The sequence below is a fragment of the Inquilinus ginsengisoli genome, from assembly GCF_050434925.1.
GTDB classification, from domain to species: domain Bacteria; phylum Pseudomonadota; class Alphaproteobacteria; order DSM-16000; family Inquilinaceae; genus Inquilinus; species Inquilinus ginsengisoli_B.
The window spans coordinates 105,700-118,716 of sequence record NZ_JBNDJK010000001.1; the positions used below are offsets into that span (position 1 = coordinate 105,700).

Genomic DNA, 13,017 nt, shown 5'->3' on the forward strand with positions numbered 1-13,017 from the left:
CATGGACCGGCTGACGCGCACCGTCACCATCCGCAACCAGCGCGGGCTGCACGCCCGGGCGGCGGCGAAGTTCGTCAAGCTGGTCGCCGAGTTCGACGCCGAGGTCTGGGTCGAGCGCAACGGCACCGAGGTCGGCGGCCAGTCGATCATGGGGCTGATGATGCTGGCGGCCGGCCCCGGCACCGACATCGCCATCGCCGCGGCCGGGCGGCAGGGGGCCGAGGCCCTGGCCGCGCTCGTCTCCCTGGTCGAGCGCGGCTTCGACGAGGACTGATCCCATGGCGACCCGGATCGCCGACTTTCCCGCACCGGCGCCCAGCCGGGAGATCGTGCTGAGCGGCCTCGCCGTCTCCGGCGGCGTCGCAATCGGCCCGGCCCATCTGATCGAGAGCGGCGTCGAGCAGGTGCCGGAATACCGGCTGGAGGAGTCCGACCTGGCCGGCGAGCGCGAGCGCTTCGCCGAGGCGCTGGCCAAGTCGCGGCGCCAGATCAAGAAGCTGAAGGCCAAGGCCCAGGCGCTGCCGGAGCAGGCGGCCGAGGATATCGGCTACCTGCTGGACGCCCATGCCGCTATCCTGTCCGGCTCGCGTCTGCTGCGCGGGGTCGAGACCCGGATCGCCGAGGAGCGGGTCAACGCCGAATATGCGGTGCAGTCGGAGATCGGGTCGATCGCCGCCCAGTTCGCGGCGATGGACGACAGCTACCTGGCCGGCCGCATCGACGACATCCGCGAGGTCGGGTCCCGGCTGATCCGCAATCTGACCAAGCGCCAGTTCCAGGCCTTGGCCGGCCTGCCCGAGGGCAGCATCATCCTGGCCGAGGAGATCACCCCGGCCGACACCGCGCTGATGGATCCGCGCCGGGTGATGGGCTTCGCCGCCGCCCTCGGCGGCGCCCAGGGCCACACCGCGGTGATGGCGCGGTCGCTCGGCCTGCCGGCGGTGCTGGGCGTGCCGGGCCTGCTGGCCGGGGTCCGCGCCGGCCAGACCGTGATCGTCGACGGCACCACCGGCCAGGTGATCATCGACCCGACGCAGGAGACCCTGTCCGCCTACCGCATCCGGCGCGACCTGGCCCGGGCCGACCGCAAGCAGCTGGAGGCCCTGATCGGCCTGCCGTCGCGCAGCCGGGACGGCGTCGACATCACCCTGTCGACCAATGTCGAGCTGCCGCGCGACGTGCAGATGTCGACCGAGATGAACGCCGCCGGCGTCGGCCTGCTGCGCACCGAGTTCATGTTCATGAACCGGGACGATCTGCCCGGCGAGGAGGAGCAGTATTCGGTCCTGCGCGGCATGGTCGAAGGCATGGCCGGCAAGCCGGTGACGATCCGCACCCTCGACCTCGGCGGCGACAAGATCGCCTCGGCCCTCGGCGGCCGCTTCGCCGAGAGCGCCAACCCGTCGCTGGGCCTGCGCGCCATCCGGCTGTCGCTGAAGGAGCCGAAGCTGCTGGAGGCGCAGCTGGCGGCGATCCTGCGGGCCGGCGCGCACGGGCCGATCCGGATTCTGCTGCCGATGATCACCACCATCGGTGAGATCCGAGCGGTCAAGGCGGCGCTGGACCGGACGATGCGGCGGCTGAAGCGGCGCCGGGTGCCGGTGCCGGCGGCGATGCCGCCCTTCGGGGTGATGATCGAGGTGCCGGGGGCGGCGCTGATCGCCGACGCCCTGGCGCGCGAGGTCGACTTCTTCGCCATCGGCACCAACGACCTGGTGATGTACACGCTGGCCGCCGACCGCGGCGACGAGGCCGTGTCCCATCTCTACGACCCGCTGCACACCGCGGTGCTGCGGCTGGTGCAGTTCACGGTCGAGGCGGCGCTGCGGGCCCGCATTCCGGTCAGCGCCTGCGGCGAGATCGCCGGCGACCCGCGCTTCACCGCCCTGCTGATCGGCCTCGGCATCCGCGACCTGTCGATGGCGCCGCTGCGGCTGCTGGAGGTCAAGCGCCGGATCCTGACTCTGGACAGCGTCGCCGCCGCCCGCCGCGCCCGGATGATGCTGGACCAGACCGATTCCGGCCGGATCGCCGCACTGCTCGACGACTTCAACGAGGGCGGGTAGAGGGCGGCCGATGAAGGTCCTGGTCACCGGCAGTTCGGGCCATCTCGGCGAGGCGCTGATCCGCAGCCTGCGGGACCGGGGGCACGAGGCTATCGGCCTCGACGTGCTGCCCGGGCTGTTCACCGACCGGGTCGGCTCGGTCGCCGATCGCGCCGTCGTGCGCCAGGCCATGGCCGGGGCCTGGGCAGTGCTGCACGCCGCCACGCTGCACAAGCCGCATGTCGCCACCCATGGCCGGCAGGACTTCGTCGACACCAACATCACCGGCACGCTGAACCTGCTGGAGGAGGCGACGGCCGCCGGCATCGGCGCCTTCGTCTTCACCAGCACCACCAGCGTGTTCGGCGACGCCCTGGTGCCGCCCGCCGGCGCCCCGGCCGCCTGGGTGACCGAGGCGATCGTGCCGGTGCCGAAGAGCATCTACGGCGTCACCAAGGCCGCGGCCGAGGATCTGTGCCAGCTGGCCCACCGCAGCCAGGGCCTGCCCTGCCTGGTCCTGCGCACCTCGCGCTTCTTCCCCGAGGCCGATGACGACGGCGCCAGGCGCGCGGCCTATGCCGACGACAACCTGAAGGCCAACGAATACCTGTTCCGGCGGGTCGACATCGAAGACGTGGTCGAGGCCCATCTGCTGGCGCTGGAGAAGACGCCGGCGATCGGCTTCGGCCGCTACATCGTCAGCGCCACCACACCGTTCCGGCCGGAGGACCTGGCGGAGCTGCGGCGCGACGCACCGGCCGTGGTGCGGCGGCGCGTCCCCGGCCACGAGGCCGAATATGCCCGCCGCGGCTGGCGGATGCTGCCGGGCATCGACCGGGTCTATGTCAACGACCGGGCCCGCGCCGAGCTGGGCTGGGCTGGCAGCCCCGCCACGACTTCCGGGCCGTGATCGACCGGCTGCAGGCGGGCGGCGGGCTGTGGAGCCCGCTGGTCCGGCTGGTCGGGTCGAAGGGCTATCACGCCGAGCGCTTCGCCGAAGAGCCCTATCCGGTGGGCTGACCGGGGGCCGAGTCCCAGCCGCAAACAACACGCATTCTCTGTATTGCAATAGATAATATTTTATACAAAACTCGTCGATGCCGACTCGTCGTGGGAAGAGAGGCATGCAAGGGATCGTTCATATCACGCCGGCAATCTGGCTCCGGAATGGAGAGCGGTCGCCGGTTTGCCTGGGCGATGCCGACGATCTCGCCGACTGGCTGGGGCGAACCTGCGCTTTGCTGATGCGGACCTCGGCCGTCGGGAACGGCCAGATCCTGGAGCTGGAAGAGGTGCTGGCCCGGGTCGAGGCGGTGATCGACGCCGGCGATCCGTATCTGCCGGCCGAGCTTCGCCGGGACATCGTGGCCACCGTCGCCCGGCTGAACCGGGTCACCACCGCCGTGCCCGACGACGACGGATCCGCCCTGGTGTCCTCTTCCCCGCCCGCGACGGGCAGGACCGACGCGACGCGGCAGCACGGCCGCCCGCAGCTGCGACTGCACGGAGTCACTGCGGCCGGGCGACGCGGGTCGTAGCCCCGGCTAGACCCGCACTGCCCGGGCCGAGGCCGCGGTCGCGACCAGCAGCGCCGCCACGATCCCGAGCGCGGCCGGCAGGCCGATATGATCGGCGATGAAGCCGATCGCCGCCGGGCCGACCAGGATGCCGCAATAGCCGAGGGTGGCGATGGTCGAGATCGCCATCCCGGGTGCCATGCCCGGCACCCGGCCGGCGGCGCTGAACAGCACCGGCACGACATTGGCGGCGCCGACTCCGACCAGGGCGAAGCCGATCAGCCCGGCCACCGGCCAGGGCGTCAGGATCGCCAGCAGGAAGCCGGCCGCCGCCAGGGCGGAGCCGAGCCGGACCACGGCCTCGCCGCCGAAGCGGCTGGTGATGCCGTCGCCCGCCAGCCGCATCACCGCCATCGCCACCGCGAACATGGCGTAGCCGAGCCCGGCCACGGCCGGGTCCTGGCCGCGGGCCTCGTGCAGGAACACGGCGCTCCAGTCCAGGATGGCGCCCTCGGCCTGGAACAGCACGAAGGTCAGAAGGCCGAGCACCAGCACGATGCCGCGCGGCAGGGTGAAGCGCATCCCGGCCTGGGCGGCGCCGCGTTCCGGCGGCAGCATCGACCCGGCCTGGGCGGCCAGCAGCGCCAGCATCAGGCCGCTGACCGCCAGGGCCACGGCCAGGGGCGACAGGCCGAGGCCGAGCATCAGGCTGGCGCCGCCGGCGCCGATCAGACCGCCGACGCTGAACATGCCGTGGAACGAGGACATCAACGGGCGGCCGCCGCGGGCCTCGACCGCCGCGGCCTGGACGTTCATGGCCACGTCCATCGACCCGGTGGCGGCGCCGAACAGGAACAGGGCGAGGCCAAGCGCCAACGCGTCCGGCGCCAGGATGATCAGCGGCAGCGACAGGCAGATCACCAGCCCGCCGAGCGCCGTGATCAGCCGGCTGCTGAAGCGGGCGGCGAGGAAGCCGGCCAGCGGCATCGCCACCATCGCCCCGGCGCCCATGCCGAGCAAGGCGAGGCCGAGCACGCCGTCGTCGATGCCGAGCCGGGCCTTGGCCAGCGGCACCTGCGGCGCCCAGCTGGCGGTGACGGTGCCGCAGATCAGGAACATGGCGCGGGTGGCGAGGCGCGGGGCGCGGAGATCGGCGGTCGCGGTCGTGCCCTCGGCGAAACTGGTCATGGTGGCTCCGGTCAGGCGAGGATCAGGGTGAGGCCGGCCTGGCGACAGGCGGCGAGGAGGGCGGCGTCGGCCGACCGTTCGGTGATCAGCGCGTTCAGCCGCCCGACCGGCAGGATCGGGAACGGGGCGGCGGTGCCCAGCTTGTCGGCGGTGACGGCGGCGGCGACCCGGCCGGCGCAGGCGACCATGCGGCGCTTCACCAGCGCCTCCTCATGGTCCATGCCGCCGAGCCCGGCCTCGACGTCGAGGCTGCACACCCCGAGCAGGCAGAGATCGGCACGCAACCCGTCCAGCGCGGCCAGCACCGAGGTGCCGACGGTGGCCTGGTCGGCCTTGTCGACCCGGCCGCCGAGCAGCACCACCTCGACCGACGGGTGCCGGGTCAGGGCCAGCGCCGCCGGCAGGTTCGGGGTGACGATGGTGCAGCGCAGGTCGGGCGGCAGCGCCTCCGCCACCGCCAGCATGGTGGTGCCGCCGTCGAGCAGCACCACCTCGCCCGGCCGGATCAGCCCGGCCGCCACCCGGCCGAGCGCGGCCTTGGCCTCCGGCCGCTCGGTCGCCCGGGCGGCGAAGCTGCCGGTGGCGGGGGTCAGCGGCAGCGCCCCGCCATGGACGCGGCGCACCGCCCCGGCACGGGCAAGGTCGTTGAGGTCGCGCCGGATCGTGTCCTCGGACACGCCGAGCACGGCGCTGGCCGCGGTGGCCAGGATCTTGCCGTCGACGGCGAGCAGGTCGAGCAGTCGCTTGCGGCGTTCGTCTGGCAGCAGGATGTCGGTCATGGGCGTCACTTGGTTGCGCCGGATCATGCACGAACAGGCATGAACACGCAAGAACCGGCAAAGAACATTCCTGCCTGCGCCCGCCCTCCTCTGCACAACAGCAGATCGGGGCAAGGGCTCCCGCGACCTCCGCCGCACGCCCAAAATCAAACATATAAAGATGTCTTTATGCTTGTGGCGGACGGGTCCGGCTGCTACACCCAGCGGCAATTCCGCTTTGTCTCGAGGAGCCTTCGATGCCCGACGCCGCCACCTTCACCGACTACAAGGTCAAGGATCTCAGCCTCGCCAATTGGGGCCGCAAGGAGATCGCGATCGCCGAGACCGAGATGCCCGGCCTGATGGCGCTGCGGGCGGAGTTCGGCGCCTCGCAGCCGCTGAAGGGCGCCCGCATCGTCGGCTGCCTGCACATGACCATCCAGACCGCGGTGCTGATCGAGACGCTGACGGCGCTGGGCGCCACGGTGCGCTGGTCGTCCTGCAACATCTTCTCGACCCAGGACCAGGCCGCCGCCGCGATCGCCGCGGCCGGCGTCCCGGTCTTCGCCTGGAAGGGCGAGACCGAGGAGGAGTTCTGGTGGTGCATCGAGCAGACGCTGCGCGGCCCGGGCGGCTGGACCCCGAACATGATCCTGGACGATGGCGGCGACGTCACCCAGATCCTGCACGACAAGTATCCGGAGATGCTGGCCGAGGTCCGCGGCCTGTCCGAGGAGACGACCACGGGCGTGCACCGCCTGTATGAGATGATGAAGAAGGGCACCCTCAAGGTCCCCGCCATCAACGTCAACGACAGCGTCACCAAGTCGAAGTTCGACAACCTGTATGGCTGCCGCGAGAGCCTGGTCGACGGCATCAAGCGCGCCACCGACGTGATGATGGCCGGCAAGGTCGCGGTCGTCGCCGGCTACGGCGATGTCGGCAAGGGCTCGGCCGCCTCGCTGCGCAGCCAGGGCGCCCGGGTCATGGTCACCGAGATCGATCCGATCAACGCCCTGCAGGCGGCGATGGAAGGCTACCAGGTGGTGACCATGGACGAGGCGGCGCCGATCGGCGACATCTTCGTCACCGCCACCGGCAATGTCGACGTCATCACGCTCGACCACATGCGGGCGATGAAGGACCGCGCCATCGTCTGCAACATCGGCCACTTCGACAGCGAGATCCAGATCGACGGCCTCCGCAACTACAAGTGGGAGGAGGTCAAGCCGCAGGTCGACGAGGTGGTGTTCCCGGACGGCAAGCGCCTGATCGTCCTGGCCCAGGGCCGGCTGGTCAACCTGGGCTGCGGCACCGGCCACCCCAGCTTCGTGATGTCGGCCAGCTTCACCAACCAGGTGCTGGCGCAGATCGAGCTGTGGCAGAACCACGCCAACTACGAGCGCAAGGTCTACGTGCTGCCGAAGCACCTCGACGAGAAGGTCGCGGCGCTGCACCTGGACAAGATCGGCGCCAAGCTGACCCAGCTGACGCCGAAGCAGGCCGAGTACATCGGCGTGCCGACGCAGGGCCCGTACAAGCCGGACCACTACCGCTACTGATCACCCCTCGGGGTTTCGATCGAGACCAGCCCCCGCCCTCCGGCGGGGGCTTTTTTGTACCCGCCACCCACCGCTCCATTTCGGACGTGGGACATTCTGCTTTTATCATTTTCGTGCCCAAATAAAGCCGTCAACATTAACTATCGTCCGTTTCGGATACGGGGACCGATACTTAATTCCTAACTTTTGAGGGGCTTCATGACCACATTCACAGGCACCAGTGGCGACGACACTCTGCCGCCGCCCAATTCCGACGACAACGGCGATGACATCTTCCACGGCTTGGCCGGCAACGACACGCTCTATGGCGGCGGCGGCAACGACACGCTCTATGGTGAGGACGGGGACGACTATATCCAGGGCGGCGCCGACCACGACACCGCCTATGGCGGGGCCGGGACCGACTACATGGATGGCGGTGGCGGCGACGACTATCTCTCCGGCGGTGCCGGCAACGATACCATGGTCGGCAATTTCGGCGACGACACGTATGTCGTCGATTCGGCCGGCGACGTCATCACCGAATATTCGGCCGACGACGGCACCGACACGATCTATTCCAGTGTCTCCTACATCCTGCCGCAATATGTCGAGCGGCTGATCCTGACCGGCGGCTTCAACCTGAGCGGAACCGGCGGCGCCGCTGCCGACACCCTGATCGGCAATTCCGGCGGCAACACCCTGACCGGCAATGCCGGGGCCGATTTCCTGTCCGGCGGCGACGGCAACGACGTGCTGCGCGGAGGGGCCGGCATGGACATCCTCGACGGCGGCAACGGCGTCGACTACGTCACCTACACCGAGAACGAGGTGGCCGTGACCGTGAACCTGGCCACCGGCGTCGGCAGCGGCGGCAATGCCCAGGGCGACAGCTACAGCAGCATCGAGAACGTCAACGGCAGCACCGTCGGCGACATCATCATCGGCAACGCGAGCGCCAATGTGCTGAACGGCTGGGCCGGCAAGGATACGCTGACCGGCGGCGGCGGGGCCGATACCTTCACCTTCTCCCAGACCAATCACAGCGTGGTCGGGGCCAATGCCGACCGGATCACCGATTTCAGCCATGCCCAGGGCGACCGCATCGACCTGTCGGCGATCGACGCCGACACGACGCTGGCGGGCAACCAGGCCTTCGCCTTCATCGGCGCCGCGCTCTACAGCGGCGACGCGGGAGAGTTGCGCTATTCCGTCGTCGGCGGCACCACCACCGTCGCCGGCGACGTCAACGGCGACGGCGTCTCCGACTTCCACATCCAGTTGACCGGATCCATCGGCCTGGTGGTCTCCGACTTCGTGCTCTAGCCGGGCGATCGATCAGTCGGTCGTGGGGATGCCGTCGAAGTCGCTCTCGACCGACAGGTCGTTCTGGTCGGCGCAGGTGAAACGGGCCGAGCCGGCGAGCGGGTCCAGACCCGTCAGGGTCAGGGTGCCGCTCGCCGACTGGTCGCAGCCGTCGATCGAGCCGTCGCCGGCCTCCAGGCTGAAGGAGACGCCGTAATCGGTCGCCGATTTGTCGGCCGCGACTGCCTGGGAGAACGGCTTCAGGTCGTGCGCGCCGAGGGCGGCATCCTTCGGCAGCGCGACCACCACGGCACCGACCGGCATCATCTGCTTGGTGCCGTGGACGTCGCGCTCCTGCTCCAGATACAGCAGCAGCAGCCGGCTGCCGGCGGCCTGGCGCTTGGCCGAGCCGGTGCCGGTGATGGTGGCGTTGACCGGGGCGCCGACCTTGGTGCTGACCCGGCCCGGGCCGGCGGAGGCGGCCGCCGGCTCGGACGGCACCACCTGGTTCGGGTCGACCGGCACCGCGTCGAAGGTCAGCGACAGCGTCGCTTCCGACGAATCGCGGCAGGTGAAGTTCAGCGTGCCGGCGAAGGGCGAGACGGCGGAGATCTCGACCGTCCCCTGCGGCACCAGCCGGCAGTCGCGCACCCGCGACCCGTCCGCGCCGATGGCGAGGTAGAGCGCGCCGGCGGCCTTGCCGTCCTTGTCGTGCCGGGCCGAATCGTAGCTGCCGACCGGGAGATCGCCCGGCGCGACCTCGGCCGGCAGCAGCAGCTGGATCTGGCGGGCGCGGATCACCCCCTCGCCGGTCGCGGTCATGCCGAGGACGAAGCGGCCGCGATCGTCCTTCACCACGACCGCGAAGCCCTCGATCGTCTCGGTCTCGCCGCCGGTGCCCGCGACCGTGCCGCGAAAGGTGCCCAGAGTCTGGTCGGCCGCCGCCGCGGGCAGGGCCGGCAGCAGCAACAGCAGGGTGACGGCGAGACGGCGCAGCATGATCACTTCCCGGTGGTCCGGCCGCACCCTACACGCTGCGGCGGGGCCGCGCCTCTCCGCCATCGCGTCGCAGGCCGTCAGGCGGAGAGATGCGCCTCCAGCGCCGCCAGGGATTCCGGCATGTCGGCGCGGCCGAAGCCGATGCGGAAGCGGTCCGCCGGCACCGGGCCGAGGGCGGAGCGGTAGACCCGCGCCGGCAGCAGCAGCACGCCCGAGCGCTCGACCAGGTCGTCGGCGAAGGCGTCCACGCCCTCCTCCCCGAGATAGCGCGGGAAGGCGATGCAGCCGGCCGCCGGCACCCGCCACTCGAAGCGGTTGGCGTGGCGGGCGAAGAAGGCGTCGAGCAGCGGCAGGTTCCGGGCGACCAGGGCACGGCTACGGGCCACAAGATGGTCGCGGGCGCCGATCGCGATCTCGCCCAGCGCCTCGCTCGGCGCCGGGGCGCAGAGGGTGGTATAGTCCTTCTGTCGCACGATCCGGCGCAGCAGCTCGCGGTCGCGGCAGGCGACCCAGCCGAGGCGCAGCCCGGGCAGGCCGTAGGTCTTGGACAGCACCCCGACCGACAGGGCGCGCTCATACAGCTGGACCGCCGGCGGCAGGCGCTCCTCCTCGCGCCGCTCCAGCCCGCGATAGACTTCGTCCGACAGAATCCAGATCCCGCGCGACCGGGCGAGCTCGACGATCGCGTCGAACACCGGCCGTGGCGGCAGCCAGCCGGTCGGGTTGTGCGGCACGTTCAGGATGATGGCCCTGGTGTTGGGCCGCAGCGCCGCGGCGATCCGGTCCGGGTCGAGAGACCAGCCGTATTCCGACTCCGGAGCCGGGTCGAGCGGCACGCCGGTGACGGCGCAGACACTGGCGGCCACCGCCTCGAGCGACTGGTAGTTCGGAATCAGCGTCACCGCATGGTCGTCCGGGCCCAGCAGCGCCCGCACCGATTGGAAGATCGCCTCTCCCGCCCCGACCGTGACCGCGACGTCGTCGGCCTCCGGCCCGGCATACATGCCGGCGATCGCGGCCCGCAGCGACGGCGCACCGGCGGTCTCGGTGTAGCCGAGCCACAGTCGGTCCCAGGCCTTGCGCTGCGCCGGCGTGCCGAGGGCCAGGAGATCGGTCAGCGTCAGCGACTCCATGTCGGAGGCGCAGAGATTGTGGCGGGCAGTGAACTCCCAGCGCGCGAAATAGGCTTCGAGCGCGAATTCGGGCAGGGACATCGGAGAACTCCTCAGGCGGCGGTCCGGGCCGCGGCCCGGTCGGCATACAGGGTGGCGCGGGAGATGCCGAGCTGGGCCGCGACATAGGCGGCGGCGTGGCGCATCTCCAAAAGACCTTCGGCGTCGATCGCGGCGACCAGCGCGATCCGCCCGGCGCGATCGAGACGGTCGGCGGACAGGCCCGCGGCGGCGAGGCGGTCGCGCAGGATCAGGTTGATCGCCTCACGCCAGTCGCGCCGGAACAGCGGCTCCGGCCGCGGCGCCGGCGGCGGGAACAGCCCCGCCAGCAGCCGGGCGGCGGCATCGACCCGGCCAAGGCCGAGATTGACGCAGAGCAGGCCGGCGGGACGGCCGTCATCGCCCGGCAGCACGGCGCTGACCGAGCGGATGCGGTCGCCGGACGGCCCGGCCTTCTCATAGGGGCCGAGCACGCCGCGCCCGGGCGCCAAGTCGCCCTCCTCCAGGTCCAGCAGCGACGGGTCGCCGGCCTGGCGGCGCGACAGCGGGTTGACGATCCGCAGGATCCGGTCGGTGGCGAGGTCATGCAGCACCACCTCGGCCTCCGGGCCGAGCAGGGTGGCGATCGCCTCGGCGACCGCGTCGTATCGCGACGTCCATTCCATACGAATTGTCTTAATCAGACAGTTCGTATGAGTCTAGCATGGAGATTGAATGCGCCCTATCGAAGAATTGTCCGGGACAATGTTCCGATTGTCTCCATATCGCCGCCACGCCACTCTGCGGCCCATGACGCCAGAGCTGCTCTCCTCCTTCGTCCTGTTCGCCTTCGTCACCTCGATCACGCCGGGGCCGAACAACATCATGGTGACCGCCTCCGGCCTCAGCTTCGGCTTCCGCCGGACGGTGCCGCACATGATCGGCATTGTCGTCGGCTTCACGGTGATGGTGGCCGCGGTCGGGCTGGGGCTGGGCGCCGCCTTCGCCGCCTGGCCGCTGCTGTACGAGCTGCTGAAATACGGCGGCGCCGCCTATCTGCTGTATCTGGCCTGGAAGATCGCGCGGTCCGGACCGATCTCGGCCGGCGACGAGGCCGGGCGGCCGATGACCTTCCTGGAGGCCGCGGCGTTCCAATGGGTCAACCCCAAGGCCTGGGTGATGGCGGTGGGCGCCATCGCCACCTACACGCCGCAGGTGGGGTTCCTGGGCAACCTGGCGATCGTCACCGTGGTGTTCGGGCTGGTGAACCTGCCCAGCGTCGGCTGCTGGGCGCTGTTCGGCATCGCCCTGCGCCGGGTGCTGCACGCCCCCGCAGCGGTCCGCGCCTTCAACCTCGGCATGGCGCTGCTGCTGGTCGGCTCGCTGTACCCGATCGCGGCGGAGCTGTTAGGCTGACGGCACACCCGAGGTGGTCGAATATTCGAAATGCAGCACCTCGCCCGGATGGGCGAGCGGGTGGATGGCATGGGCGGCCGAGGCGGCCTCGGCGAAGCCGGTCAGGATCAGCTTCAGCTTGTGCGGATAGGTGGCGATGTCGCCGACGGCGAAGATGCCGGGCGCGCTGGTCGCCGCCGTCGCCTGGTCGATGGCGATGTGGCTCTTGTCCAGCGCCAGGCCCCAATCGGCGATCGGCCCGAGATTCATCGACAGGCCGAAGAAGGGCAGCAGCACATCGGCGTCGAGCCGCCGCACCTCGCCCTCCAGCGTCGCCACGGTGACGGCGGCAAGCTCTCCGCCCGCCCCCTCCAGCCCGTGCAGCTGGTAGGGCGTGACCAGCTCGATCTTCCCGGCCTCGGCCAGGGCATGCAGCTTGGCGACACTGTCCGGCGCGCCGCGGAACTTGTCGCGCCGGTGCACCACCATGACCTTGGCGGCGATGTCGGCCAGCAGGATCGACCAGTCGAGCGCGCTGTCGCCGCCGCCGGCCACCACCACCCGCTTGCCGCGCAGCGCCTCCTTCCGCGTCACCATGTAGAAGACCGAGCGGTTCTCATAGGCCTCGATCCCGGCCAGCGGCGGCCGGTTCGGGCCGAAGGCGCCGACCCCGGCGGCGACGATCACCGCCGCGGCGTCGATCTGCGTGTCCGCGCTGGTGCCGACCAGCCAGCGGCCGCCCGGCTGGCGGGCCAGGGTCTCGACCCGCTGGCCGAGATGGTAGACCGGGGCGAAGGGTGCCGCCTGCGCCACCAGCCGGTCGATCAGCTCCGCCGCCTCGATGCGCGGCTGGCCGGGGATGTCGTAGATCGGCTTTTCCGGATACAGCGCGGCGCATTGCCCGCCCTGGACGTCGAGCACGTCGACGACATGGCATTTCATCTTCAGCATGCCGCATTCGAACACCGCGAACAGCCCGACCGGGCCGGCCCCGATGATGGCGACGTCGGTGCGGTGCGGGGTCGGCATGGCGGTTCTCCGGAGCTCCAGACCCCGATGGGATAGCCGGTTCCGCGGCCCGGCGCACCATCGCGATGCGACACGTGCGTGACGCATCT

General features: G+C 70.7%; 13 protein-coding genes. 7 read left to right on the forward strand and 6 right to left on the reverse strand.

Features of this window, described 5'->3' with window-relative positions; translation table 11 throughout:
• The first annotated feature begins 1 nt into the window (after position 1).
• The 4 genes from QFZ27_RS00540 (at position 2) to QFZ27_RS00555 (ending at position 3,583) form a co-directional block, all read left to right on the forward strand.
• Positions 2-274 (forward strand): HPr family phosphocarrier protein, encoded by a 273-nt coding sequence (locus QFZ27_RS00540; protein WP_429224128.1) that lies wholly within the window; start codon positions 2-4, stop codon positions 272-274.
• A 4-nt stretch (positions 275-278) separates the two neighbouring features.
• Complete coding sequence (gene ptsP, locus QFZ27_RS00545) at positions 279-2,066, forward strand: phosphoenolpyruvate--protein phosphotransferase (RefSeq protein WP_429224129.1); 1,788 nt, start codon at positions 279-281, stop codon at positions 2,064-2,066.
• A 10-nt stretch (positions 2,067-2,076) separates the two neighbouring features.
• The gene (locus QFZ27_RS00550; RefSeq protein WP_429224130.1) at positions 2,077-2,955 is read left to right on the forward strand and encodes an NAD-dependent epimerase/dehydratase family protein; all 879 of its coding nucleotides are present in this window, start codon (positions 2,077-2,079) and stop codon (positions 2,953-2,955) included.
• A gap of 214 nt (positions 2,956-3,169) precedes the next feature.
• A complete protein-coding gene (locus QFZ27_RS00555) occupies positions 3,170-3,583 on the forward strand; it encodes a hypothetical protein (protein WP_429224131.1) in 414 nt (137 codons plus the stop codon).
• A gap of 6 nt (positions 3,584-3,589) precedes the next feature.
• On the opposite strand, the gene QFZ27_RS00560 is transcribed toward QFZ27_RS00555, so the two are convergent.
• Positions 3,590-4,750 carry an MFS transporter gene (locus tag QFZ27_RS00560; RefSeq protein WP_429224132.1) on the reverse strand — a complete coding sequence of 387 codons (1,161 nt, stop codon included), beginning with the start codon at positions 4,748-4,750 and terminating at the stop codon, positions 3,590-3,592.
• Positions 4,751-4,761: 11 nt separating this feature from the next.
• Positions 4,762-5,529, reverse strand: coding sequence for a DeoR/GlpR family DNA-binding transcription regulator (locus QFZ27_RS00565; RefSeq protein WP_429224133.1), 768 nt, complete (start codon positions 5,527-5,529; stop codon positions 4,762-4,764).
• Between the two features lie 236 nt (positions 5,530-5,765).
• Between QFZ27_RS00565 and ahcY the strand changes: the two genes are divergently transcribed.
• Positions 5,766-7,070: an adenosylhomocysteinase gene (ahcY, locus tag QFZ27_RS00570; protein ID WP_429224134.1), complete on the forward strand. Its 1,305-nt coding sequence runs from the start codon at positions 5,766-5,768 to the stop codon at positions 7,068-7,070.
• A 198-nt stretch (positions 7,071-7,268) separates the two neighbouring features.
• Positions 7,269-8,375, forward strand: coding sequence for a calcium-binding protein (locus tag QFZ27_RS00575; RefSeq protein WP_429224135.1), 1,107 nt, complete (start codon positions 7,269-7,271; stop codon positions 8,373-8,375).
• Positions 8,376-8,387: 12 nt separating this feature from the next.
• Here the strand turns inward: QFZ27_RS00575 and QFZ27_RS00580 are convergent, their stop codons facing one another.
• The 3 genes from QFZ27_RS00580 to QFZ27_RS00590 form a co-directional block, all read right to left on the reverse strand.
• Positions 8,388-9,353: a hypothetical protein gene (locus QFZ27_RS00580; RefSeq protein WP_429224136.1), complete on the reverse strand. Its 966-nt coding sequence runs from the start codon at positions 9,351-9,353 to the stop codon at positions 8,388-8,390.
• A gap of 77 nt (positions 9,354-9,430) precedes the next feature.
• Entirely contained in the window at positions 9,431-10,567 is a 1,137-nt protein-coding gene (locus tag QFZ27_RS00585; protein WP_429224137.1) for an aminotransferase class I/II-fold pyridoxal phosphate-dependent enzyme, read from the reverse strand.
• Positions 10,568-10,578: 11 nt separating this feature from the next.
• Positions 10,579-11,190 (reverse strand): helix-turn-helix transcriptional regulator, encoded by a 612-nt coding sequence (locus tag QFZ27_RS00590; RefSeq protein ID WP_429224138.1) that lies wholly within the window; start codon positions 11,188-11,190, stop codon positions 10,579-10,581.
• A 124-nt stretch (positions 11,191-11,314) separates the two neighbouring features.
• Between QFZ27_RS00590 and QFZ27_RS00595 the strand changes: the two genes are divergently transcribed.
• Positions 11,315-11,920 carry a LysE family translocator gene (locus QFZ27_RS00595; RefSeq protein ID WP_429224139.1) on the forward strand — a complete coding sequence of 202 codons (606 nt, stop codon included), beginning with the start codon at positions 11,315-11,317 and terminating at the stop codon, positions 11,918-11,920.
• On the opposite strand, the gene QFZ27_RS00600 is transcribed toward QFZ27_RS00595, so the two are convergent.
• Positions 11,912-12,928 (reverse strand): NAD(P)/FAD-dependent oxidoreductase, encoded by a 1,017-nt coding sequence (locus QFZ27_RS00600; protein WP_429224140.1) that lies wholly within the window; start codon positions 12,926-12,928, stop codon positions 11,912-11,914. The genes QFZ27_RS00595 and QFZ27_RS00600 overlap by 9 nt on opposite strands.
• Positions 12,929-13,017: the final 89 nt, after the last annotated feature.